At 59.2% G+C, this 25,034-nt stretch carries 21 protein-coding genes; 9 read left to right on the top strand and 12 right to left on the bottom strand.

Features of this window, described 5'->3' with window-relative positions:
- Window positions 1-146: 146 nt before the first annotated feature.
- The 3 genes from HS101_09665 to HS101_09655 form a co-directional block, all read right to left on the bottom strand.
- On the bottom strand, window positions 147-1,283 hold the full coding sequence (locus tag HS101_09665; protein MBE7506539.1) for an aminopeptidase P family protein: 1,137 nt from the start codon (window positions 1,281-1,283) through the stop codon (window positions 147-149).
- A 166-nt stretch (window positions 1,284-1,449) separates the two neighbouring features.
- A complete protein-coding gene (locus HS101_09660; GenBank protein MBE7506538.1) occupies window positions 1,450-2,757 on the bottom strand; it encodes a GGDEF domain-containing protein in 1,308 nt (435 codons plus the stop codon).
- Complete coding sequence (locus tag HS101_09655) at window positions 2,754-3,491, bottom strand: hypothetical protein (GenBank protein ID MBE7506537.1); 738 nt, start codon at window positions 3,489-3,491, stop codon at window positions 2,754-2,756. The genes HS101_09660 and HS101_09655 overlap by 4 nt, the downstream gene beginning before the upstream one ends.
- Window positions 3,492-3,673: 182 nt before the next feature.
- Between HS101_09655 and dacB the strand changes: the two genes are divergently transcribed.
- Window positions 3,674-5,164, top strand: coding sequence for a D-alanyl-D-alanine carboxypeptidase/D-alanyl-D-alanine-endopeptidase (gene dacB, locus HS101_09650; protein MBE7506536.1), 1,491 nt, complete (start codon window positions 3,674-3,676; stop codon window positions 5,162-5,164).
- 45 nt (window positions 5,165-5,209) lie between these two features.
- Here the strand turns inward: dacB and HS101_09645 are convergent, their stop codons facing one another.
- From HS101_09645 to HS101_09625, 5 genes are all read right to left on the bottom strand, one after another.
- On the bottom strand, window positions 5,210-5,596 hold the full coding sequence (locus HS101_09645; GenBank protein ID MBE7506535.1) for a DUF1844 domain-containing protein: 387 nt from the start codon (window positions 5,594-5,596) through the stop codon (window positions 5,210-5,212).
- 341 nt (window positions 5,597-5,937) lie between these two features.
- The gene (locus tag HS101_09640; GenBank protein MBE7506534.1) at window positions 5,938-7,188 is read right to left on the bottom strand and encodes an amidohydrolase family protein; all 1,251 of its coding nucleotides are present in this window, start codon (window positions 7,186-7,188) and stop codon (window positions 5,938-5,940) included.
- Window positions 7,188-7,838, bottom strand: a complete 651-nt coding sequence (locus HS101_09635; protein MBE7506533.1) for an O-methyltransferase — start codon at window positions 7,836-7,838, stop codon at window positions 7,188-7,190. Before HS101_09635 ends, HS101_09640 begins: the two co-directional genes overlap by 1 nt.
- 22 nt (window positions 7,839-7,860) lie before the next feature.
- Entirely contained in the window at window positions 7,861-8,370 is a 510-nt protein-coding gene (locus HS101_09630) for a hypothetical protein (protein ID MBE7506532.1), read from the bottom strand.
- 530 nt (window positions 8,371-8,900) lie between these two features.
- A complete protein-coding gene (locus HS101_09625) occupies window positions 8,901-9,482 on the bottom strand; it encodes a DUF2617 family protein (protein ID MBE7506531.1) in 582 nt (193 codons plus the stop codon).
- A 314-nt stretch (window positions 9,483-9,796) separates the two neighbouring features.
- Here HS101_09625 and nadA point away from each other — a divergent pair, with 314 nt between their 5' ends.
- From nadA to HS101_09600, 5 genes are all read left to right on the top strand, one after another.
- A complete protein-coding gene (gene nadA, locus HS101_09620; GenBank protein MBE7506530.1) occupies window positions 9,797-10,957 on the top strand; it encodes a quinolinate synthase NadA in 1,161 nt (386 codons plus the stop codon).
- A gap of 342 nt (window positions 10,958-11,299) precedes the next feature.
- The gene (locus tag HS101_09615) at window positions 11,300-11,509 is read left to right on the top strand and encodes a hypothetical protein (protein ID MBE7506529.1); all 210 of its coding nucleotides are present in this window, start codon (window positions 11,300-11,302) and stop codon (window positions 11,507-11,509) included.
- Between the two features lie 276 nt (window positions 11,510-11,785).
- A complete protein-coding gene (locus HS101_09610; protein ID MBE7506528.1) occupies window positions 11,786-12,787 on the top strand; it encodes an HlyD family efflux transporter periplasmic adaptor subunit in 1,002 nt (333 codons plus the stop codon).
- Between the two features lie 11 nt (window positions 12,788-12,798).
- On the top strand, window positions 12,799-15,540 hold the full coding sequence (rbbA, locus tag HS101_09605; protein MBE7506527.1) for a ribosome-associated ATPase/putative transporter RbbA: 2,742 nt from the start codon (window positions 12,799-12,801) through the stop codon (window positions 15,538-15,540).
- The gene (locus tag HS101_09600; GenBank protein MBE7506526.1) at window positions 15,540-16,664 is read left to right on the top strand and encodes an ABC transporter permease; all 1,125 of its coding nucleotides are present in this window, start codon (window positions 15,540-15,542) and stop codon (window positions 16,662-16,664) included. The genes rbbA and HS101_09600 overlap by 1 nt, the downstream gene beginning before the upstream one ends.
- Before the next feature lie 255 nt (window positions 16,665-16,919).
- On the opposite strand, the gene HS101_09595 is transcribed toward HS101_09600, so the two are convergent.
- Both HS101_09595 and HS101_09590 read right to left on the bottom strand, forming a co-directional pair.
- Entirely contained in the window at window positions 16,920-18,239 is a 1,320-nt protein-coding gene (locus tag HS101_09595) for an IS1380 family transposase (protein MBE7506525.1), read from the bottom strand.
- A gap of 572 nt (window positions 18,240-18,811) precedes the next feature.
- Window positions 18,812-18,979: a hypothetical protein gene (locus tag HS101_09590; protein ID MBE7506524.1), complete on the bottom strand. Its 168-nt coding sequence runs from the start codon at window positions 18,977-18,979 to the stop codon at window positions 18,812-18,814.
- Between the two features lie 173 nt (window positions 18,980-19,152).
- Here HS101_09590 and HS101_09585 point away from each other — a divergent pair, with 173 nt between their 5' ends.
- From HS101_09585 to dnaN, 3 genes are all read left to right on the top strand, one after another.
- Entirely contained in the window at window positions 19,153-20,049 is an 897-nt protein-coding gene (locus HS101_09585; GenBank protein MBE7506523.1) for a hypothetical protein, read from the top strand.
- Between the two features lie 56 nt (window positions 20,050-20,105).
- Window positions 20,106-21,446: an SBBP repeat-containing protein gene (locus HS101_09580; protein ID MBE7506522.1), complete on the top strand. Its 1,341-nt coding sequence runs from the start codon at window positions 20,106-20,108 to the stop codon at window positions 21,444-21,446.
- A 181-nt stretch (window positions 21,447-21,627) separates the two neighbouring features.
- Window positions 21,628-22,491 (top strand): DNA polymerase III subunit beta, encoded by an 864-nt coding sequence (dnaN, locus tag HS101_09575; GenBank protein ID MBE7506521.1) that lies wholly within the window; start codon window positions 21,628-21,630, stop codon window positions 22,489-22,491.
- A 543-nt stretch (window positions 22,492-23,034) separates the two neighbouring features.
- On the opposite strand, the gene HS101_09570 is transcribed toward dnaN, so the two are convergent.
- Together HS101_09570 and HS101_09565 are read right to left on the bottom strand one after the other, a co-directional pair.
- The gene (locus tag HS101_09570) at window positions 23,035-24,198 is read right to left on the bottom strand and encodes a hypothetical protein (GenBank protein ID MBE7506520.1); all 1,164 of its coding nucleotides are present in this window, start codon (window positions 24,196-24,198) and stop codon (window positions 23,035-23,037) included.
- Window positions 24,199-24,217: 19 nt separating this feature from the next.
- Complete coding sequence (locus tag HS101_09565; protein ID MBE7506519.1) at window positions 24,218-24,802, bottom strand: hypothetical protein; 585 nt, start codon at window positions 24,800-24,802, stop codon at window positions 24,218-24,220.
- Between the last annotated feature and the right edge of the window lie 232 nt (window positions 24,803-25,034).

Here is a 25,034-nt window from a genome sequence, read left to right as displayed (position 1 = left end):
CGGTTCGATTGAGCTTTGGCCTCTGGCGCCTCCGCCCGACGCAAGACACCTATACCGCCCGCGAGGCCGAAACGGCCTCGCGGCGCAGGTGTCTCGTTCTCGCGGCTCATGAGAATGGCCGCTGGCGATGCTGTGGAGACTGGAATTTACCTGAAGGAATCGGATAGATCGGTCGGGACCGACGCGGAAAGGACTTCGCATCCGCTTTCAGTGACGGCAATCACGTCCTCGATGCGGATGCCAAACCGATCAGGCACATAAACACCGGGCTCCACGGTGACGCACATTCCCGCTTCTAGCTTCTGCCGATTTCCCTGAACGAGGTAAGGCGGCTCATGTACGTCCAGCCCGATGCCGTGGCCGAGGCGATGGGTGAAGTAATCACCGAGCCCCTCACGCTCGATGACGTCTCGGGCAATGCGGTCAACCTCCTCGCAAGTGACGCCTGGCTTGATGGCCGCGATGGCCGCCGCCTGGGCCTCCCGGACGACACTGTAGGCAGAGACGATTTCGTCTGAAATCGCCCCGACGGAAAACGTACGCGTCATGTCTCCGTGGTATCCGAAGCGCCGGGCGACAAAATCCACGATCACCGCGTCTCCGTTGATGAAGCGGCGATGTCCCGTCGGCTGATGCGGGACCGACGCGCTGGGACCGCCCTGAATCAGATCCCCGTGAGGCGTGACGCCCATGCGCAGGAGTTGATCGATGACCTCGCGCGAGAGCTCTCGCTCCGTGATTCCCGGACGCATATGTTTTCGAACAAGGGAATAAATCTTTCCGGTGTCGTCGCACGCTGCGCGGATGGCGGAGATTTCCTCGTCGCTCTTGATGATGCGAATGTTGTCAAGCAGGCCGGGGTCTCGGACGAGCTTTGCCCCGGCCATGCCCGCTTGAAGTCGATCCCGGGCGTCGAGCCAGGTGTGCCCATCAACAAGGATGGTCGCCTTCGAAAGTCCGATTCGTTCGGCGGCGATTCTTGCGGCGACATACGGGTCGTCGTGCTCCTGCCAGGTCACGATCTCGCTATCCGGAGGAAGGCGACCGGCCTGATCCGCCTCGAAGGCGGGAACGACAAATGCGATTCTCCCGTCGGAATTGATGAACGCGCAGACGAGCCGGTCTGATGGCTCAAGTGGGACGCCGGTGAATGCAATAATGTTTGTCTTTCGGAAAACGATGACGCCGTCGGCGTCGTGCTGGGTCAGCGCAGCGGCGATTCGCTCGAGATGCTGCTGAACCAAGCCCGGCTGTATCGCCGGATCGGTGACGTCAACTGGCATGTCCCATTCCTCCGAGCTGCTCTGCCGCGCTCGGCGATCAAAGCGAGGATTCCTTGCCTCATTTTAACGTTATCAGTGGCGATTGCACGAAGAAAATGGCATTCGAGCCCATTTTGAGGACTTCGTCGATCTTGCTGTTTAGGAGTGGGTACGCTCGTCTTGAGCGTCAATCGCAAACCGGGCCGTCACCAATGACCCAGAATCGATTTTTACCGGCCTTTTTCGCTTGCAGCAGTGCCACATCCGCGGCCTTAAGCAGGTCCGTAGCGTTTGATGCCTGCCAGGGGAAGTGAGCGAGCCCGCCGCTGATCGTGAGGCAGCCCGTCGCCTCGCGGCCGAGACGACTAAACGTATGGTGCTTCATCGCTTCCCGGAATCGTTGGACAACGGGAAGAAACGCCTCGGGATGTTGCGACCCCGGTGTCCGCGGGCCCTCGGGATCCCAGAAGACGACGACGAACTCGTCTCCGCCGTGACGCGCGACAAGGTCCGACCTTCGGCTACATTGCTGAAAGAGCCGGCCGACCTCGACCAGAATCTGATCTCCGGCATCGTGTCCGTAGGTGTCGTTGTAGCGCTTGAAATCATCGATATCGAAGATGAGCGCTGTGACCGTCGCCTTCTGATGCCGGGCGAGTTCGATTTTCTCATCCAGGAACTGGAGCAAACGCCTGCGATTCGGCAGGCCTGTCAAATCGTCCGTATGAGCGAGCTGTTGCCATTTTCGTGCCTGCGTAATTCCCGCCAACACATTGCCGAACAAGGCGCCGTAGTGTCGCAGCTTGGCGGTGTCTTCGTGCGTGAAACCGCCGATCGAACGATCACCAATGCGAATCTGCCCGATGCGACGGCCGTCCTGGAGAATCGGTTCAATCAAGACGGCATCACGGTGTGCACCACGTCCAGCGCGCCCCGTGCCGCCTTCGATGACGATGGTCGCATCGCTCGCCTTCAAGGCCGTGCAGACCAGCGATGCCATGGCGTCCAGCATGGTCTCGTCGCCGGCAACCGATCGGGCAAGAATATCCGCCAATCTGGCAAGCTCCTCAGCCGTAGGCACCGGAGCGACGATGGGCTGCTCGATCCAGAGTCGTTGTGTCTGGTTGGAAGGAATCCCGAGAACGTCTTCCAACTCGCGCGCGCTCGGCGGCCAGATCACGTAGGCGTCCAGGCCGTGGGGAATAAGCTTTCTGACGACTGGCTCGTGGGCCGGATCGCAGCACAACACGAGAGGGATGTCCGCTGCCACGGATTTCATTCCGGCAACGGCCGCCTCAAGCTTGCGGCATGTTGCGTCGAAGCCGAGCAGAACCGCGTCCGTCTTAGCCCGCGGAATTTCGGCAATAGCCTCAAGGTAGGTGTTGACGCCCTCGATCGGCCGCGGCGCAAAGCATTCCGCCGCCACCGGACCCAATCGGTTCAGGTCCGCGGCGATAAGCAGCCGTCGATTGCCGTTTTCCTGTCCGGCGCTCATGAGGGGTCGGTTCCTTCGTCATCGGTATCTTCGTTTGGCGAGGCGCCGGACTCTTCGCCGAGCAGGGCTGAAACTTCGGCGGCGGACAGCGAGGTCGAAGTCGGCGGACGCGGCGTGGCTGCGGATGGTCCGGTCGGGGGCTTGCGCCGGATCATGCGTGGGTCATTGCCCGCCATCCGCATTCGTACGGCCTCATGCAGCGATGGTTCGCCCGATGGCTCGGAAACTGCAGCGGCATCGTTGCTGGCGCTGGGAGCGTCTCCTTCGTCGTCGGGCTGCGGAAATGCCGAAGCCGGTGTGAGTTGCGTGGGCGGAGGCTCTCGTCGAGGCGATGCGGCTTGATCGGCCAGAATCGCATGACCGCCGTTTCCTGCAATCCCCCGCAATTCCTCCTCGATGTATTCCAGAGTCGCCGGCTCGCCGGTCAATCCGAGGGAGATCATCCGGTCGAGTGTGCCTGAAGCCCGCGGAATAAGAACCCGCAGACGCGGAAAGTAGCGCGGTGCGAGGGTGACGAAAGAAGCCTCAAACCGGTCCAGTGAGCTGACATCGACGACGGCGATGCGCAATTCCGGACGTTCGGTGAGCATGGCCATCGCAGCATAGACATCGTCGACACGGTGAATGGGCACGCCCGCGCGTCGCAGACGATCCGCGCACGCGTCCATCGAGTCCTCAAGGAATGACCCGACGAGCAGCCCTGCAAACTTCGACTGGGCCGGCGCCGTTGACATGATCCGCCCCTATGCGGAGCAAGCAGGATCCGGCGGTTCGACGTGATGCAATTGAAAAGGTGAGATACGTCGTTTCGCGGCCGCTCCGCTCCCCTAACCAGTTTATGAGGGCCTGAAACTCAAGTCAAAGCTTGCGACATCCCGATCGACACGTAATATCTTCGCTCATGTGTGCAAACAAGATGAATAATCGGACTTGGCGCAGCGCTCGGTTTTCTTGGCTTTTCCTGCTGGTTATCGGCGGAGTTCTCGGCCCGGCGCCGAGCGTGTCGCGCGCGTCGGATGCGCCGGATGCCGCCGCGATCGCCCAGCTTGGCCGGCGTCTCGATGATCTGCTCGACAGCCACCACGATCCCAAGGTGCGTCTCACGGCGCGCGTCGTCGATCTGACAAGCGGGGCCGCGATCTATGAGAAAAATGCCGACACGCCGCTGATCCCCGCGAGCAACATGAAGCTGATGGTCATGTCCGCGGCAATCGACCAACTGGGCAGGGACTATCAGTTCACGACCTCGCTTTCTATCAGAGGCCGCGACCTGGTGATCGTCGGCGGAGGCGATCCATCATTCGGCGATGAAAAGCTGTGCCAACAGAAGGGTCAGGCCGTCACGGCCGTCTTCCATGACTGGGCGGCAAAGCTCAAAGCGGCGGGCGTCAAGCAGGTATCCGGAAACATCGTCATTGACGATTCAATCTACGATCAGCAGTTCGTACATCCCAACTGGCCTTCCGACCAGTTCCAGGCATGGTACGAAGCCCCGATCGGAGGCCTGAACCTCTGCGACAATTGCGTCGATGTCGTCGCCCGCCCCGCCGCATCGGGAAAACCGGCAATCCTCTCGTTCAGCCCCGGAAACACATTTCTGCGATTCGTAAACCAGACCAAATCGGGCGGCAAGCAGACCGTCTCCGTTCGTCGCAAACGCGGCAGCGACTCAATCATCGCCACCGGCTCCGTCGCGCGACCTGCGACCCTTGGCCCCGTCACCGTCAGCGATCCCGGCCTCTTTTTCGGCTCAGCCTTCAAGACATCGTTGGCCGCCAAAGGAATCAAGGTTCTGGGCAAGGTAGTACGCGAGAAAGTAAAGCTGGGCGCTGATCGACTGCCCGAAGGCGGCCACGTCATAGCAGTTCACAGCGCGCCCATCACCGGCACGCTCCAACGCTCCGGACGAAACAGCCTGGGCATGATGGCCGAAGGCCTCATGAAGGCCATCGGCGCGCACAAGAAGGGCATTGGCTCCTGGGCGACCGGACGCGAGGCATTGTCGGAGTTCTTCGCGAAAGTCGGCGCCTCTCCCGGCCAGTATGCGATCGACGACGGAAGCGGCCTGTCCCGTAGCAATAAGGTGAGTGCCAAAGCGGCGACACAAGTCCTGGCCTACATGTATCGCGCGCCGGGCGGCGCCTTCGAAGTGCTTAAGAGCAGCCTTGCTACGCCCGGTGATGACGGCACACTCAAAAGAAGGCTCCGCGGCCCCCTGACGAAGGACCGCGTCTTTGCCAAGACCGGCTATATCAACGGCGTGCGGACATTGGCAGGCTACGTTCAAACGACGTCGGGCCGGTGGCTGGCCTTCGCCGTTTTCTTCAACGGCTCCGGCAAAACGCGACCCCTCACGCAAATCCAGGACAAGACCTGCGAAGTCCTCGCCGCCTGGCCAAAAGGTTGACGAGCGACCGTCCGATTTGATCGGATTCGCGTGCCTGATTTCGAATCAGGCTTGAGGTCCTCGCGGCGGTGCCGACGCGCCCCGCAATGACTCCACGTATCCCATTCTCAATTGGTGAAGCGTCGTATCGAGTATCCGCTTCTCCTCCGGTGTCAGGTTGCCCTTGGTCTTGGTCTCGATCACTTCGAGCATGTCGATGTGATGTTTGGCGAGTTCGAGATTCGGCGGAATCTCCTGCCCGCCCGGCCCGGCAAACCCGCCGAGACCCACGACCGCCTGCATGGCGAGCAGTTGAACCAACCCGACGAAATCCGCGGCCGGCATTCCGCGGGATTCCTGCTCCTCCACGGTCTCCGCCAGACGGGCTTTCTCCGCCGCCGCCTCGCTCTTCCAGTCGTCATCTATTTGTAGTCGCTGGTCCTGATCGCTCATGGGCGAAGTAACTCCTCCCGTGCTTTAGGTCCCTGCCTGACTTCATCAGCGACCCGGCTCAATCGTCGCACGACGGCGAGGATTAACTGATCCAGTGTGATGAGGCAAGTCTGATAAGCAACAGCCAATAATGCATCAAAAAAAAGGGGCCAGGGTCCGGGCGCGGCTGGGGGGAACCGCGTGAGTACCGGAACGCCTGGCCGGGATACCTAGTGTAACCTTTCCGATAACCCGAAAACAAGACTTTTAGGGACCTTTGCCCGGCCAGGGCAGTTGTTGGATTCGAACGAGCGATTATCACTGCAAGCCGCGCGCTATAAGGTACTTGGGAGTGCGCGGGGTCAATCCTGGGGTAGGGTTTGGTGGATGGATTCTCCGCGAATCCAAATCTTCTCCACAGACTTTCCACTGTGAATCAGGTTTTTCGCAGGCTCGGCATCGCCATCAGCGGTCCACTGGAATGATGACATATCCGCATCCTTTCCGATGCTGAGCGATCCGATGACCGAATCGAGTTGCAGCGCGACGGCAGCGCGAATCGTGGCGCATTCAAGCAAAGTCGACGCGGATGTGCCGGGACTTGATCGCGCGACATGTCGCAACTCTTCAATGATGGAGAGTGACGGCGCACTGGCAAGGCTGTCGGTGCCGAAACAGACGTTGATGCCTGCCGCGATCATGTCGCACCAGCGATGCGTTTCGTGACCGAAATAGTCGTGCGTTCGCGGGCACCAGACCACGCTGGCGCCGGCCTCTCGTATTCGCCGTATCTGATCGTCGGAAACGTAGTTGACGTGAGCGAGCAGCGGGGCGCGTGCGAGTATTCCGGTTTGCGCAAGTAGTTCGATCGCATCTTGCGGCGCATTCGTCTTTGAACGCTTAAGATTGTGTCGAGTAAGGTAGTCGTCGACAGCGCCGCCGCCTTGCCCGTACCAATCGCGCTCCTCTGTGGTCTCAAGCAGATGCATCATGAGCGGCAGGTCGAGGCGCGCAGCCACCTCGGCACAACCGGACAAATCGGCCTCGGAAACGCTGTATGGCGCGTGCGGTGAAATGCCCAGTTGGAAACGAGTGCCGTCCGCCGGCAGCAGGCCGGACAATCTCGTCTCTAAAGTCGCCGCGCTATTCGGCAAAGTCGCGGCTTCGCTGATAAGCTCCACGTAACATCGCGATCGGATGGGAGTGCCACGCAATATCTCGGCGGATGCCCCGGTTCGGGATATGTCCGCGACGCAGGTTACGCCCGCCGCGAGCGACTCGGCCGCCCCGTGGGCGATGGATCTGCTGCGATTCGCCCCGGCCTCCGGGAGTCGATTCAGCCGAATCAACTCGTCGAACCACTCCCACAACGGACGAGGTGAAATGAGTCCCCGGCACCACCCCAATTCCAGATGTGTATGTGCGTTGATCAGGCCCGGGATCAGAATCGCATCGCCGATGTCCTCATTCGAATCAGCCTCAACCTCGCCCGCACGGCCAACCGCGACGATGCGACCGCCTGCGATGCCGATCAATCCATCCTCAATGGGCGGACGATCTATCGGGCATATCCACCGCGATCGAATCCCGTGAACGTGACTCTTAGCGGACATCAGAGCTTGACGCCCACCCACAGACCGTCGCCGATGGGGACAATGACGCTCTGAATCTGCTTTACAGTTGACATGTATTCGTTAAACGCACGCACGGCGGGAACTTCGCGGTCGGTCGGCTGATCGCTGAGGAGTAATCCGAATGCAAAGGCGTTATCCACCATGATCAATCCGCCGCGGCGAACAATGCGGAGCGCCTCGCGCAGGTAAATTGGGTAGCTCGACTTGTCCGCATCGAGAAAGGCGGCATCCGCCGAATCATCCGCGAACGTCGGCAAGACCTCGGCGCCGGCGCCTTGATGCAGTTCGATCTTTTTGGCGACGTCGGATCGGCCGATCCACTCTCGGGCAAACGCTGCGTGTCCTAAATCGAGCTCGATGGTTCTGACGCGGCCGCCGACCGGCAGAGACCGGGCCATCCAGATGGCGGAGTATCCGGCGAGTGTCCCCACTTCGATCACCTCGCGAGCGTGCACAAGGCGAAGGAGGATTTGCATGAATGCCGCCTGCTCGGGCGCGATCCAGATGGCGGGCAGCCCCGCAGCGCGCGCCGCATCCTTCAATTGGCGCAGGAAACCGTCGTCCCCGGTGGTGTGCGCCGCGACGTACTCAAAGTGCGCGGCCGTCACAAGCGTCGAGGTGTCGGACATTGGGACAGATCTCGGTCGTGCTTTAGGGGAACTGAACGGTGTCGAGAATAGCCGTCAGAATCGTGAGCAGCGCCGGATCATCGGTGAAACCGGCGATCGTGATGCCCAGCGTGTTGCCGCTTGGCAGCGTGACCGTCGCGATGTAGCTGTAGGCGCTGATCGCCGGGATTTCGATTTTTGTCCGGGTGAAAGTGATGTTGTTCGCGTTCGTATAGGCCCCGAGATCCGTCACTGTCACGCCGTCGCCGGAGGCCGTGCCCTGATCGGTCGTCGGACTGACGGTGATCGAGGCGATGTAACCGGTGACATTCTGGCGATATCGGGCACTGACCAGCAACTGGTCATTGGGGACGACCGTCGTGCAGACGAAGTCCGCCGGAACGGTCAGGAGGAAACCGAAGGCAGTGCCGTCGAGGCTGTTGGAACAGGTGAGACCGATGCTGGGAATCGGGCAGGACGTGCCGCTGAGCGTCACGAGAGACAGGACGGCGAGACACGCATGCTTAAGAATCGCGGACTTGGATCGCTTCATTACCACGGAACTCCATTGGCTGGTTTGCGAGAAGGTGAGAATAGTACGGGTAGGTGAAAGGGCGGGCAAGAATGCCCAAGACAGCGGCGAGCGCGGCTCAATAAAAAGAAGACCCGTCAACGGCCGGGCCGGACGGGTCTCTTTGTCAAAGGCGAGTTTTGTCTCCGCCGTAATGCCGGTCGAAGGCGGTTTTTGAACCCTAGCTAACTAGGTGGGCGCCTCGTGGGAAGCCTGGACCTCTCCGACGCATCGGAGTTCGCCCGGGAATCATGCACCAACCGGCGTCCTGGGTTCAAACGCATCGGTTCAAAAGACTGATGCCTCCGTTATCGAACATGACAGGGACAGAACTCAATCGACATATCATTCTTAGCAATCCCATCGGCGAAATGCAACCGTTTCAAGTAACGCAAGTTTCGTACCACGAACGAGTGAAGTACGGCTTCCGGCGCGCAAAAAGGTGTTACCGTGATTTGGCGCGTGGAGGGTTCGTTGCGTCTCTCGAAACCGAACTTCGGGCACGAAGATTGCTAGGCGTTTCTCTTGTTGGAGGGACCCGTCTCGAAGATGGACTGGGTGCGGAGGATGCGCCACTCGCCGGGGAAGGCGTGGTAAGCGTGAATGTGCAGCTCGTGAGCCCGGGTCTCGTAATCGATGAAGGTGAAGGGCTCCAGGCTGTTTGTCGCCCACTGGCTGTAGGGGACATAGAGGCCCTTCTGCTTGGCATAGCGGACGAGATCGCGGTAGGTCGTACGGAAGATGTGCTCGGTCATCTCCTCGACCTGGCTGCTGAAGATGTACCGCATGTTGTCACTGAAGCGGTACTGGAAGTCACGCTCGCCGCGGAAGCGGAACTGGGTGACGAGATTACGGTCGGTGAGCAGATCGCTGGGGACGGCGGCCAGCTCGGTGACCATGGTCCCACCGCTCTGGACGGTGACAAGGTGCGCGAGGCCGACGATCCAGATGTCCGCCTGGAAGTTCCCGTACTTAATATGCTTATCCAAGTAGATGTGGAAAAGCTCGGGATGGAGGGCACGCCGATACAAAAAGAAATTGAGATCGGTGCTTCGCTGTTTTGTAAGGCCGAGTTCCAATTGAGAATCCTTCATGATCTCCCGCTTTCCGGGTACTTCTTATACGGCGGAAGCCCGATTTGGATCATTATAGCTTGTGATTTTCTTCACACCAAAGAAATTATTTGCTCATAGGCCCAGACCGTTTCGACGGGTCGGAGATGCCATCTAAGCTCCGATTGGAAAGGTTTTTAGCATCAGCACTTGCGGCTTTTTGAGTCGGCCGGGGAGGAACTTCCCAATGGGCATCGTCGAGGCCAGATGTCCGGCCAACTGAGGTCGATTCGGAGCGATTGCAGTGCGCCCTGCCGGCGCTACAATGCCCCGACACAACCACCCAGGATTATCCGATGCTCTACCAACCACCACTGGCACCTAAATACGCCCGATTGACCGAGTCGGAGATGCGGGAGGCCATCCTTGCTCGCAAGGCTATGCTGGGCAAGAGATTAGTCATCCTGGGTCACCACTATCAGCAGGACGAAGTCATCGAATTCGCCGACCATACCGGTGACAGCTTCAAACTCTCGCAACTCGCGGCGGCGCAGAAGGATGCCGAATTTGTCATCTTCTGCGGCGTGCATTTCATGGCCGAGTCGGCGGATATTCTGACCAGCGACCGCGTGAAAGTGATCCTGCCCGATCTGACCGCCGGGTGCAGCATGGCCGACATGGCCAACCTGGAGCAGCTTGAAGACTGTTGGGAACACCTGGAATCGGTCACTGACGCGACGATTGTCCCGATTACCTACGTGAACTCGACGGCCGCCGTGAAGGCGTTTGTCGGGGGGCACGGCGGAGCCTGCTGCACGAGTTCGAACGCTCGGCAGGTGCTTGAATGGGCGCTGACGGATCGCGAGGGCGACGGCCGAGCTCGCAAGGTTTTGTTCTTGCCGGACCAGCATCTGGGACGGAACACGGCCTTCGGCATGGGGTACGCGCTGGACCAAATGGCGGTCTATGACCCGCACGAGGTCGGCGGCGGGCTGAGCGACGCGCAGGTGCGCGATGCGACGGTGCTTCTGTGGAAGGGGCACTGCAGCGTTCACATGCTCTTCACCGCGCAGCAGATCGACGAGATTCGGGCGATCGACCCGGCCTACAAGGTGATCGTGCATCCGGAGTGCGACTGGTCGGTGGTGCAGAAGGCCGACCTGGCCGGCAGCACGGAGTTCATCATCAAGACGATCGAGGCGTCGGCGCCGGGCAGCAAGTGGGCGGTGGGGACGGAGATTCATCTCGTACACCGCCTGGCGAAGCGCTTCGAGGGTGAAAAAACCATCCGCCTGCTGGCGGGCATCCAGTGTCTGTGCACGACGATGTTCCGCGTGGACATGAAGCACCTCCTCTGGTCGCTGGACGAACTGGCGGCCGGGCGCGTGGTAAACCAGATCCGCGTTGATCCGGAGACCAAGGCGCTGGCGCGGCTGGCGCTGGACCGCATGCTGTCCCTCGTCGGCGACGGCGCCGCGAAGGCGAAAAGCGTGCAGCCCATCTCGACGATCGACTGAATTTTCCAAAGTGACATAAGGCGAAAAAGGGGCCACGGGGTCGAGGGGCCAAGGTGCCGAGGGTGAAGGCAGGATCGCCGGGCCGCGCGCAAGTGTTGCAGAATCGAAGGTGACAATAGGCGAAAAAAGTTTTTGGGGACGAATGCAACTCGCGTGGCGGGCATGTGTTGGGGCTGTGCGCGAAAAAGGTGGTTTTACGCGAAAAGCAGCGTGACATACGGCCGCCGGTTTCGTATGCACTTGTGACATGGCCCGTTCCATCGCAGACTCCGCCCTCCTCGTATTACACTTGCTCTGCGCTCTCGCCTTTTTGAGCCGCGACGGAGGATCGCGCGGCTGCTTATGAGGGTGAGACACGCCGCCCGGCGGCGGCTGGGACGGCGGGACATTGGGAAGCTGGACATGGATTTCGCGCAGACGCTATTCCTGGAGAGCCCGATCCGGCTGGGGATTCTCGCGTTCATCTTGATGTCCGCCGCGCTGGTTCGTCGTGACAGCGGATGCCGTTGCGATGTTTCCACGATTGTTTGCAAACTGGCGGGCAATCAGTGACACAACATGCACGATTGCTTAATAGGGCCTCTTCGCGGTCGTTCTAACTGGGACAACGACAGGAAGGGGAAGGCTTGGAACCGGCGGTATTGGGTAGTTTCACCGACCGGCCGGACGATCCTGTAAGATGGTGTTGCTTCCGCGGCCAAGCGTTGTGGTTCCCGCTCCGAGACGAGGTCGGCTCGCGCCAGGGAAGAGCGTAGCGAGGGATTGGCGTCGTTAAAGTATCCTCGGTGATCTTTCTTCTGGAAACATATACTACGATTGTCATAGCCCATGAAAGCGAAGCAATTGAAGCGGATTTCCATCATCGTCGTTTTGATTGCCATTGTCGCCGGAGGTATATGGAAATGGCAACATGACCGAGATTCGGCCCTGCCGGAGGGGATCGCGAGTGGCAACGGTAGGCTTGAGGCCGATCAGGTCGATGTCGCCGTGAAGTATGCGGGGCGGGTCGCGGAGATTTTGGTCAACGAAGGCGACATGGTCGGGGTTGATCAGGTGGTTGCCCGCATGGACATGACTGAACTCCAGGCGCAGCTAGAGAGGGCCAAGGCCAGCGTGGCTGAGGCGGAAGCCGCCATTAGCGAATACGAAGCGATGATCGCGCAGCGTCAAAGCGGACTGACGTTTGCCGAATACGAACTTGGCCGTGTTTCACCGCTGGTGCAGTCGGGATCGGCGTCTCAGACTGAATTGGCTCAAAAAAGAAGCGATCGCGATTCGGCCGCGGCAGCGTTTCACGGGGCCAAAGCGAGGCTCGTGACGGCAAGTCGAAGCGTCACAGTAGCTGAGGCGACGGTGAGCGTCATTCAGGCGCAGCTCGACGATTGCGTTCTGAGATCGCCCACGCGGGGCCGCGTGCTTTATCGACTCGTCAATCCCGGAGAGGTGCTGGGTGTAGGCGGAAAAGTTGTGACGCTGCTAGACTTGACAGACGTGTACATGGAGATTTTTCTGCCGTCGCTGGATGCCGCTCGATTGGCGATTGGATCGGACGCTCGCATCACGTTTGACGCGGCCACGACCGAATTTGCCGTGCCCGCGACGATCAGCTTTGTATCGCCTGAGGCTCAGTTTACTCCCAAGCAAGTCGAAACCCTTCAGGAACGTGAGAAGCTCATGTTTCGGGTCCGGCTCAGAATCCCGCCTGACTTGGTTATCCCGCATATCGAGAGAGTGAAGACGGGTGTGAGGGGGGTCGGTTATGTGCGGACCGAAGACGCCGTCCCCTGGCCTGCATTTCTGGAGAAGCGTTACCTCGGCACATCACAGTAAAGACTTTTCCAATGACGAACATGCCATCCACCGTGGTCAATGTGACTGGCGTGACACACGTCTATGGGAAAACGCGCGCGCTGGCTGACGTGGATGTCGAGATTCCCGCGGGTTGCATGGCGGGCACCATCGGACCGGATGGCGTGGGGAAGTCCACACTACTCGGGCTGATCGCAGGTGCGCGGAAACTTCAAAACGGAAGCGTTGTTGTCCTCGGCGGCGACATGCGATCCGCCCGCCACCGCGACGCGGTGTGCCCGCGCATCGCCTACATGCCTCAGGGGCTGGGATCGAATCTGTACATGGAGCTGAGTGTCGCGGAGAACCTGGACTTCTTCGGGCGGCTCTTCGGTCAATCAGCGCGGGAGCGCCGGATGCGAGCGGTGGAGCTGCTCCATGCGACGGGGCTTGAACCCTTCATCGAACGACCCGCCGGAAAACTCTCGGGAGGGATGAAGCAGAAGCTCGGTCTCTGCTGCGCGCTGATCCACGATCCGGACTTACTCATTCTCGATGAACCGACCACCGGCGTGGACCCGCTCTCGCGTCGGCAGTTCTGGAATCTCATTCGGGACATTAGAAAAGGGCGATCCGGCATGAGCGTCCTGATTTCCACGGCCTACATGGAGGAAGCGGACCAATTCGATTGGCTCATGGCGATGGACGCCGGGCAGATCCTCGTGTCCGGCTCGCCAGGTGAGTTGAAAGCAAGCACGGGAAAAGCCTCCTTGGAAGCTGTCTTCGTGTCGCTGCTTCCGGAGGAAAAAAGAGGCAACCCCCATGAACTTGTCATTCCCCCTCGTGCGGAGAGCGACGGACCGCCGGTCATCGTGGCAAAAAAGCTGACACGCCGGTTTGGAGACTTCACGGCGGTGAACGACGTGAGCTTCGAGATTGAGCGAGGCGAAATCTTCGGATTCCTCGGATCGAATGGGTGCGGCAAGACGACAACCATGAAAATGCTGACGGGCCTGCTGCCGGCGAGCGATGGGAAGGCATGGCTGTTCGGCCAGCCTGTGGACCCCAAAAACCTCGCGACGCGAAAGCGAGTTGGCTACATGTCGCAGTCGTTCTCGCTGTATGGGGAACTTACGGTACGAGATAACCTCCTGCTGCACGGCCGGCTTTTCTCGCTGCCCACTGAGCGTCTTCCAGGAAGGGTGAATGAACTCATCGATCGTTTCGGGCTCTCCGGCTATCGCGATCAGCTCGCAGAGGTGCTTCCGCTCGGTTTGCGGCAGCGACTTTCACTGGCCGTGGCCATCATCCATGAGCCGGAAATGCTGATCCTGGATGAGCCGACTTCCGGCGTCGATCCGGTCGCGCGCGATTCATTCTGGGAATTGCTGGTTGATCTTTCGCGAAAGGAACGGGTCACGATTTTCATCTCGACGCACTTCATGAACGAAGCGATGCGTTGCGACCGAATATCGCTCATGCACTCAGGGCGGGTTCTGGCCTGCGATCAACCAAAGGCCCTGATCGCCGCGCGAGGTGCGAGCAACCTTGAAGACGCCTTTATCGGTTACATGGAGGATGCCGGGGGAGATTCCGAATTGAAGGGAGCATCGGATGTCCCGCACCTCGATGCGGCGCTGGACGAGGATGCCTCGCGTCCTGCTTCGTTTCTCAGTCTGGTTCGACTGCTGGCCTACGCTCATAGAGAGACGCTGGAGATTCTGCGAGACCCCGTACGGCTCGTAATTGCCTTCGCGGGGTCGCTGATCCTGATGGTGCTGTTTGGCTTCGGCATCACGTCGGACGTGGACGAAATCCGCTTTGCGGCGCTGGATCTCGATCAGACGCCGGAGAGCCGCGCCTATATTCACAGCATCGCCGGCTCTGCCTATTTCAAGGAACAACCCGGCTTCGGCACTCCCGATGAAATGCAGGAGCGGTTGAAAACGAATGACATCACGTTGGCCATGGAGATTCCTCCGGGCTTCGCGCGAGACTTGCATCGCGGCGCGCCCACGGAGATCTCAGCCTGGGTCGATGGCTCGAATCCCTCGCGTGGCGAGACCATCGAGGGTTATGTTCAGGGCGTTCACGCCAACTTCTTGCAGGAGCGCGAGCGCCGCAATCCTCACAATAGCGCCGCCGCACTGAGGGTGAATATTGAGCCCCGATATCGCTATAACCCGACCTTTGAGAGCGTGTACGCGATGGTGCCTTCCATCCCGCCCATCCTTCTCATGCTCCTGCCGGCGATCCTCATGGCCGTCAGCGTCGTGCGCGAAAAGGAACTCGGCTCCATCACGAACTTTCACGTGACGCCGAGCAAGCGACTTGAATTCATCCTCGGTAAGCAGATACCGTATGTGGGCGCGGGAATGTTCAACTTCGCCATACTGACTCTGCTTTCCGTTTTTGCTTTTGGAGTGCCTTTGAAGGGCAGCGCCCTCATGCTGACGGTCGGCGCGTTTTTTTATCTTGTCGCGACCACGGGCCTGGGGTTTCTCGTTTCAACCTTCACATCAAGCCAGATGGCGGCGGTGTTTGGCACGACAATTCTGACCATGATGCCCACGGTACAGTTTTCGGGACTGATGCAGCCGGTATCAACGCTTGAAGGCGGTTCCAGGATCATGGGGATGCTCTGGCCGACAACTTACTACATGCAGATGAGCGTGGGGGCGTTTACCAAGGGGTTGGGAGTGAGCGAGCTGATGAGGGACCTCATCGCGCTGGCCCTTTTCATTCCGGTTCTCACGCTGCTGAGCGCCCTTGCTCTGAAGAAACAGGCACGATAATGGCGAGATGGAAGAATATCTTCTGGCTTGGTTTGAAGGAGTTGAGCAGTCTCAAGCACGATAGATGGATTGTAGGTTTTCTGATTTATTCGTTCACGCTGGCGGTGTACGTCAACGGGACGGCGACCGGCTACGGCGTTAACCACGTGTCCATCGCTTTCGTGGACGACGACCACTCCGCGCTATCGCGACGAATCATCGACGGGTTTTACCCGCCCAATTTTCTGACACCGAAGATTCTTCAGGATGATGAAATTGACGACGCGATGGATCAGGGCCGCTTCATGTTTATCGTCAGCTTCCCGCCCCGCTTTGAGGCCGACGTGATTCGAGGGCGGTCGCCCGAAGTTCAAATGAATATCGATGCGACCGCTGTCATGCAAGCCGGCATCGGCGCTGGCTACATTACCAACATCATCAGCGACGAAGTCGCTCGTTTCGCCGAACGGACTATGCAAAGTCCGCCCAAGCCTGTGGGCATCGTCACGCGGGCGGCCTTCAATCCCAATCGTACTCAGACTTGGTTCTTCAGCGTCATCGGCGTCATTAACAACGTAACCATGCTCACCATCATTCTCACCGGAGCCGCGTTGATCCGCGAACGTGAACACGGCACCATCGAGCATCTTCTCGTCATGCCGTTGTCCGCCTTTGACATTGCGATGGCGAAAGTCTGGGCCAATGCGCTGGTCATTCTTGTCGCCTTTGCGGCATCACTCACTCTTGTTGTGCGGGGGCTGCTTGCCGTTCCGTTTGCAGGTTCACTTGTCCTGTATCTCTGCGGAACCACGCTCTATCTGTTCTTCGCCACGGCTCTCGGCATTTTCCTCGGCACAGTTTCTCGCACAATGGGCCAATTCGCCTTGCTCATCATTCTCTCGATCATCGTGCTGCAACTTCTCTCCGGCGGTAGCACACCTGTCGAAAGCCAGCCGGAATGGCTCCGGGCAATTTCGTGGTTTCTTCCGTCCCGGCATTTTGTCAGCTTCTCGCAATCGATTCTGTTTCGAGGCGCGGGATTGACAAACGTATGGACCGAATTCGTTACAGTGGCCGGACTTGGACTGGCATTCTTCCTTGTCAGTCTCGCCTTATTCCGACGCTCGATTGCTGTGAGCATGTAGGCCCCCTCGGCTATGGCAGATTGCGCGTTGATGCAGCGTTGTATCTCAGAAAATGTTCCTTGAGATTCACGTCCGGCAGAGGCGCCGGACGCTACGCAGATGTGCAAGCCGCTTTAGCCCGCATATTTCATCAGTGATCTTCGAATGGTGATGGACGGAGTTTTTCGGCTTTGTGCGTGAGCGGAGGGACGAAGGTGGAGGTTGGAGCGCGCAGGGCCCCCTTACCCCCAAGCGGTGATCAGGTTGTTTTTCGGGTCATGATGGGGCGGGCGGGATCAGGCGGAGTCGTGGAACCAGGGATCGCCACAGGTCCTGCAGGGGGCAGCTGCTCGACAGTCGCAGTACGACGCGGCGCACGGAGACGACCACCCGCGCGGCGACCTTGAGGAGTTTCAGGCGAATGGTGTTCACCTGGGCCTCGGCCAGTTCGGTGCCGGCCAGGGCCGTGCGGCGCAGCGTTTCCACCAGGACGTAGGCCGCCGAGGACAACAGCAGCCGGAACTGATTGGCCAGGAAGGCGTGGCAACTGGTGCGATCGGCGAAGAGCCCGAGCTGCTGCTCCTTGATGCGGTTCTCCATGTCGCCGCGGGCCGTGTACAGACCGTCGTAGATATCGTTCGGCGTGCGGTCGGTCAGGTTGGTCACCACGAATCGAACGTTGGGCCCCTGAACCAGCCGCTCGGCCTTGACGATCACGCGGCGCGGGCGATCCCAGGTCTGCGCCGCGTACTCGATCTCGTGGAAGTTCCGCACCTTCTGCTGCGTGGTGGCGAACTGGGCCTCGGCCGCCTGCATGAAGGACTCGGCCGCTTTCTCCAGGACGGTGTTGCGGGCCAGGCCCAGCACGTACTTGACGCCGTGCCGGTCGCACCATTTCATCATTCGCCGGCGGCAGAAGCCGGAATCCCCGCGGACGATGATCCGCACCCCGGGCCACGCCTGTCGCAAGCGCTGCACCAGCAGCTTCAGGATGGGCCAGGCGTGATGGGCCCCGTCGATGTTGCTGGGCCGCAGGTAGGAGACCAGCAGCCGCGAGCCGCAGAACACATACAGCGGTAGGAAGCAGTGGTGGTCGTAATAGCCGTGGAAGAAGCGGCCTTCCTGGTTGCCGTGGATCGGATCGTCGGTCGCGTCGAAGTCGAGGATCAATTCCTCCGGCGGCGATTCATAGGACGCGATGAACTGCTCCACCAGCACACGCGACATTCGTGCCAGGTCGCCGCGCGTGACGCGGTTCTCCAGCCGGCACAAGGTCGGACTGCTGGCCAGCGGCTCATCCGCGCTCGGCGGCCGCCCGGTCAGGACCGCCAGCACGGGATCGCTCCGCAGGGCTTGATGGTCGTTGAGATCTTCGTAGCCCATCGCAATGGCAAAGATGCGCTGGGCCAGCATGACCCGCTGGTCATGTTGAATTCGGGCCGGATCACGCGGGTCGTTGATGACCCCGGCCAGTTGATCGACCAGGCCCAGACGCCGCTCGACCTCCCGAAGCAGCAGACCCCCGGCGTCTGAGGTGAGCGTTCCGCCTGTGAAATCGGCCACGATTTTCTTGCGGCCGAGACTGGAAAAGAACATCGGTTTGCTGTTACAGTCTGTCACGAAAAAGCCTCCCTGCCTATGGACCGGAATGTTCTTACGAAACCCCAGTCTACAAGGCTTCGAGGCTTTTTCTATTCCTATTCAACGCCGACCTGATGAAATATTCGGGTTAGGAACTGGCTTCCTCGTGGCTTCGAGCCTCATCGTCTGCGAAGACCACGCACGTTTACCAGGTGCAGGTCGTCCCAACAGCACGCTTGGTCAATATGTGCGTGTTACGACTGTCAGCTGAGTAAGCTTGGCGTTGCCATTCTCGGAGTCGAATTCGGCCACCCGGTTGGCTGGAAGGTTGGTTCACTTGACATGACATGACCTTACCGCAGTGTCTATTTGAGGACAGCTCCCAAATGGTTGGCGATTGTCGGGTTTTAAGAAAAATGGACTCGGACTTGCACGTAGTGTTTCCATCTGGTTATTATATTATGTGTCGATCAAGAAATCGATAATCGGACTTCGAATCGGCGTCATACCGTTATGCCTCGACACGTGCTTATCATGCGAGCCGTCTTGGCTATTCCGCGACTCTCCCGGCATTGGTCCCGTCGCCTCTACGCTTCGGCGGTGCTGATGGATGTCAGCCTTTCGCTGTCCTGCTCGTTCTCACCTGTACCGCTTGTCACCTTGAGCCAGTTTGGGCACTTCGCCGTTCGACCTGCGATCATTTGCCAAGGCGAACCCGTAAACGTCGATTGGTCCACCATCGCTACCAAGACCATCTGGAGCGAACCTACGTGGTACGGATTCGGCCTCCTTCCCTCTGACCCGCCCCTCCCTTGTGGGCCCGGAGAGAACCGAGGTCACGGCGGGCACGCTCAGCTTGGACGGTCCATGCCGAGCGTCCGAACGGAGGGATCGCAATTGCGGCTTGTCGCCTGCAAAGGAGGTTCTCATGCAAGCACGTAGCACGGGCGTTCGCTGGCATCATGCGGCGGTGGCCGCAATCGTGGTCCTGTTGGCGGCAGCTTCTAGGGCACCGGCGCAGTTGCAGCCGATCGGCAGCTTCCTAGATATGCCGGACAGTGTGTTTTACAACATATGGAATTCGTCTGCATGCGGGGCGCACTACTGGACCCCCTTCACAATCGACGTGGGGGGCAACCAGGTCACCGTCACAACGCTGGGGTCCTCCCCTCCTCCGGGTTATGAAGATGGGCCTTACTACATCGGATGCTTCGATTGGAGTTCGCCGGGATTCGACTTCTTCCGACTTCCGCGGGACCCCGCGGTCGATCCGGGCGATTACATCGGAAACTACAATTCCCCATTGGACACGGCCCATGGCGATCTCATCCTCAACTTCAGCGAACCGTTGACCTCGTTCGGCTTCAGTTCCTGGGTCGGCCGGCCATGCTCCAGTAGATACAATCCCGGGGACACAGCGTTGCTTTACGACGGGCTTGGTGCAACCGGCAACCTTCTGGGTTCAGTTTCGACCAGTACCACGGCAACGAGTTGCTACTTTACCATCGATTTTGTGGGGCTGGTGGGTGAAACGCCGCAAATCCGTTCCGTCCGCATTCCCCTGGACTCACCGGGCGGTATCTTCATCGACGGAATTGCCGTCAGCCTTGGGCCGCAGGGGCTGCTGGGCGACCTGAACTGCGACGGCGCCGTCAACACGTTCGACATCGACCCGTTCGCGCTGGCGCTGATTGACCCAGCCGGCTACGCGGCGGCCTATCCGAACTGCGACCGCCTGCTTGCCGATTGCGGGCAGGACGGAAACATCAACGGCCTAGACACCGACTCGTTCGTGATCTGCATCACCAACGGCGGCTGTCCGTAGAAGCGTCCGAACGAAGGAATCGCGATTGTAATCTGGGGCCTGTGATGGAGAGATTGATGTTCAAATGCCAATTACGAGAAAGAAGTCGCATCCATTATTCGCTCGCCGCCATGTTGGTGGTCTCAATCTTTGAGACCGGCCAAGCGAGCGCCCAGTTCATCATCACCAAGATCATCGACGCGACCGGCGGCGGCACGGGTAATACTCTCGATGAAGCTCGCGGTATCGCCGTGGACGCTGCGGGCAACGTATTCGTGGCGGGTCGCGGCAGCGATAACGCCTTCAAGATCACGCCCGATGGAGCCATCACCGAGATCATCGACGCGGCCGGCGACGGAGGAGGTAATGGTCTTAATTTTCCTCTTGGCATCGCCGTGGACTCCGCGGGCAACGCCTACGTGACGGGAGGTCTCAGCAATAATGCGTTCAAGATCACGCCCGCCGGGGTCATTACCGAAATCATCGACGTGACCGGCGACGGCACAGGCCATGCGCTTAGTTTTCCGATCGGTATCGCGGCGGACGCCGTTGGCAATGCCTACGTGGCGGGAAACGGCAGCAACAACGCCTTCAAGATCACGCCCGCTGGGGCCATCACCCAGATCATCGACGCGACTGGCGACGGCGCGGGCCATGTCCTCAATAATCCTGAAGGCATTGCCGTGGACGGCGCGGGCAACGCCTATGTGACGGGAAACGTCAGCGACAACGCCTTCAAGATCACGTCCGCTGGGGCCATCACCCAGATCATCGACGCGACTGGCGATGGCGCGGGGCATGTCCTTAACGATCCGCGGAGCATCGCCGTGGACGCCGCAGGCAACATCTACTTGGTGGGAGAGGCCAGCAACAACGCGTTCAAGGTTACGCCCGGCGGGGTCATTACCCAGATCCTGGACGCGACAGGCGACGGGGGCAACGGCCTTATTTTTCCTTCTGGCATTGCCGTGGACGGCGCGGGCAACGCCTACGTGACGGGAAGCCTCAGCGACAACACCTTCAAAGTCGCCCCCGCCGGAGTTGTCACGACGATTATCGACGCGATCGGAGATCATCTGGGCCACGTCCTGTCCGGGCCCGGCGGCATCGCCGTGGACGCCGCGGGCAACGCCTACGTGACGGGAAGCCTCAGCGACAACGCCTTCAAGATTGCGCCGGATATGGACGGCGACGGCAAGACCGACGATGACGACAACTGTCCGGCAGTATTCAACGCGGATCAGGCGGACTCAGACGGCGATGGTGTAGGGAATGCCTGTACCTCGGCGGCTGGGTGCTGCGCCCCCGGTGTATTCCCCACGGTCGGATTGTTCACGCCCGTGGTCCTCGCCGGCTGGCGGCTGGGGCAGCGGCGCGTCCGAATCCGATTCGCAGCGCGGATTGGTGAATCACAATAAGGACAATCTATTCTCAAATGCCAATCACAAAAAAGACGTTTCATCCCTTTAACGCTCGCCGCCATTCTGGTCGTCTCGATCTTTGAGACCGGCCAGGCGAGCGCCGCGCCGCCGAGCGCCGGCTAGCCCGCATATTTCATCAGTGATCTTCGAATGGTGATGGACGGAGTTTTTCGGCTTTGTGCGGGAGTCGGCCGATGAGACGCTGGCCTTTGAGACCAAGGACGACATTCTTCATATTCGCGGGGCGGACAGCCATTTTCAGGTGATTGGTCAGAGTGCCCGCGAATTTCCGCCTGTTCCGGACATGGAAGGCGACGCCGATTTCAGCGTGAAGGTCGGCGTGCTGCGCGAGGCGGTCGGCCAGACGCTCTTCGCCGCGGCGCGGGAGAACACGCGCTATGCGATCAACGGCGTTCTTTGGCAAAAGAAGGGCAAGAACCTGCAATTGATCGCCACGGACGGGCGGCGGCTGGCGATGTCGAGTGTTTCGCTGGAGAAGTCGGTCGGCGAAGAGGTCAGCGCGATCGTGCCGGCCAAGGCGCTGAATCTCCTCTCGAAGCTGCATTTTGCGGCTGACGAGGTGATTCAGGTCAAGCTTTCGACGAATCAGATCATTCTGCGCAGCGATCGGGCGACGATCAGCAGCGTGCTGGTGGAGGGCCACTTCCCGAAATACGAGGACGTGGTTCCCCGCGATAACGACAAGAAAATCTCGCTTAAGACCGATGAATTCATGAGTGCGGTGAAGCGGGCCTCCCTGCTGTCGGGCGTTGAGTCCAAGGGGATCCGCATCAACGTGAGCAGCGAGGGGCTGGTGCTTTCCGGCCGTGCCCAGGAACAGGGCGAGGCAGTGGTGAAGCTCTCAGGGATCGAATACGGCGGCCCGGCGCTGGATATCGGGTTTAACCCCGAGTTCCTTGTAGATGCGTTGAAAGTCTGTGGAGAAACACTGAGTTTTGAGCTGAAGGAGCCTTCTCGGCCCGGTGTGATCCGCAGCGGTCCGGTGTTTTTGTATGTGGTGATGCCAGTCAATCTATCGTAGTCAACATCAGGGTACGGTGAGTTGGCCTTGGGCTTTGCCGTGGCATCCAGCGGCTTTCTTAGAAACACTTATTATTGCGATAGCACCCGCGAAATGCAGTAGGGCATAGATGGGATAATGCGCCAAGCTCCACCGCAGGCCTTTCTGATGGAGGTAAATAGCGAGGGCAACCTGCAAGGGAACCAGCACTGCGAAAAGTGAGCCATACAATGCCGTGAAGAATGCGTAACGGGCAGTCGAAAGTCCGGTGAATCCGAACGCCAGGAACATGCAAGCCCAGAGGGGGACTGGGGTGCACCAGAAGACGATACTATACCTGTTGTTTCCGATTTGGATGAGCGGGGGGGTCATTTCAGTGATGTGGGATGTTCCTGAGGCAGAGAGCCAAGCGCCGGCAAAGTCAGCGGTCCATCTTGGCGGGGCCGGAGAAAGGAGCAGAATGACCGACAATATGATCGAAACAATCGGCAGGAGCCAATGTCCATTTGGGATCGACGCGGGGCTTGTTTCAGTCAGGTCTATCATGATTATGGCTAATCGGTCTCAGGTCCAGAGGGAAAAATTACACGTTTCTCCAATCCAGCGGCCCGTCTTCAAAAAGAAATAAAAGCGTGTATATCTTGCCGCGAAGTCGATCGATCCAACCAATACAGTTAGCGCGAGAAGCGTAGATGCCATCAGGATCACGCGACGGCGGCAAGTCCACTCAGGATGGAAGGCACGCATTGCAGACCAGAGCGGTCTGAGCGATACCAGTATGGGACCGGCTACGGCCAAAACAAGTAGTGGACTATAAGCATGACTCCGTAATTGGCGTGATGCATCCGGAGCGACAAAGAACGCAGCAGCCAACAGAAGCGCGCCAATCCAAGAGTAGCGGATGGGAATCAAGCATGCGATTCTCAAACACTGTATTCCGTCCTTTGCCCTTGAAGTGCGTCTAACTAACAGCCGCATGGCGACCATGATTGCCAGCCAGGCTGTCAATGGGACCAGGACCAATCGAATCGACGGAATAATCTCCTTGAACAAGCAACAGAACACCCATTGCCAACTTGGCGGGCTCCCGTCCTGCAGCGACAATTGAATTCCCAACAGATTTGTAAACCACGGTTCCCTTAACATACGCCCAATCCATGAGTCACCCCAAAGGTGTTCCTGGTCAATCATCGTGTTGACGTAGTAATCTAGTTCCTCGGATTCCAACGGATCGATCCAACCAACACCGACTTCATCGCCCCATAGGTCTTCGATGCGCTCCTGCATCCACGGCGCATCGTACGAAGCGACAGTATTCGGAATGTATTCGAGGCGGGGTTCTTCTTTGATGTTCCATAGACTTGTCAGCGGTAGAGCTAGAATTTCTCGTTCTAGCCCAGGATTAGCAACCATCGAATAACTAAGCTGCCAAGTCGGCGCGACCACGACGATAAAGAAAGCGCCGACGAATCCCAGCCAGCAGAATTCCAGCGCCTTCCGCTTCCCGTTGATCCGTAGTTGGTCCGGATCGAGCCAGAACGCCGACGGAAAAGACCTCCAAATGGCAAGCGACGCGACGATTAGCCGCCACGCGGAACGATCAATGTGCTCGAGGGCCGACGCGTCAGCGGGGTCGCAATCCACACCCTTACCGGATACGGATTGCGCCCAGCCGCCGAGCCCGCCTCTCGAATTATGATTAAGGTGTTGTGTTCCGTCCGCTTGCATCTGAGCAACTTCCAAGGCACTAATGAGGCGCGTGTAAGCGATCGGCGAGCCGTCTTCTCGCCCGCCATGCAGCGGCGGCCGCAAACATCGCAAGAATAGCTACGATGGGATGGCCTGCTGCGCCAATCCAGTTGCAGTCTCGATGTACACTGTTGGGTTGAACACGGCAGGATTTTGAAGAGCAACTCGCATTGTCTGTAGCGGTAGGGCAGTCGTTGGTCTGGACTGTCTCATTCTGCTGCTTGGCACACACACAGCTTCCGCCGCAGTATTGGAAGCCCGGTTGAGCGGCGGTTGTCGATCCGCCGGAACTACCAGTTGTGATCGAGTGGAGAAGGAAGGGAACCGTTGCTTCAAACGAAGTGTTCGTTACAACAGAATTGAAAGAGAGTGCTGCGGACAGGTTTTCAAGCACAGCGGAACTGAGGCGACCCTCAATCTCGACGGGTAGAGAATTTTCGGCGGTGACATGCTGCGAGACACCGGAATAGGAAGCCTCGTAGTCGGTGGTCAAGCGGACGATGAACGTGCTGCTCCAAACCTCCTCGATGAGTGGAAGCCCGGCGATTGACTGAGAATAAACAACAATGACGTCTGTCTCCAAACCGAGCTTAATCCTGCGCCAATCGACAGTAATTGAGAGAATTCCTTCACCGTACGGCAACGTGTAGTTCGCGGTGCCGGTTTGTGGGGTCGGGGGCGAAGTTGTCCCCCCCCCCCGATCCACCGCCACCGGGGGCGGGAACCGTTATGCTTTCGAGTTTAACGAGGGAGGGAAGCCCGAGCGCTGCGAGAATGTCGTTGAGAGGAAGAATCCCGACGGGAATCGTTATTGA

Source organism: Planctomycetia bacterium (assembly GCA_015075745.1).
Lineage (GTDB): Bacteria > Planctomycetota > Phycisphaerae > UBA1845 > UTPLA1 > UTPLA1.
Note: the sequence above shows the minus strand (reverse complement) of the source record. Positions and strands in the feature narration are given on the sequence as shown.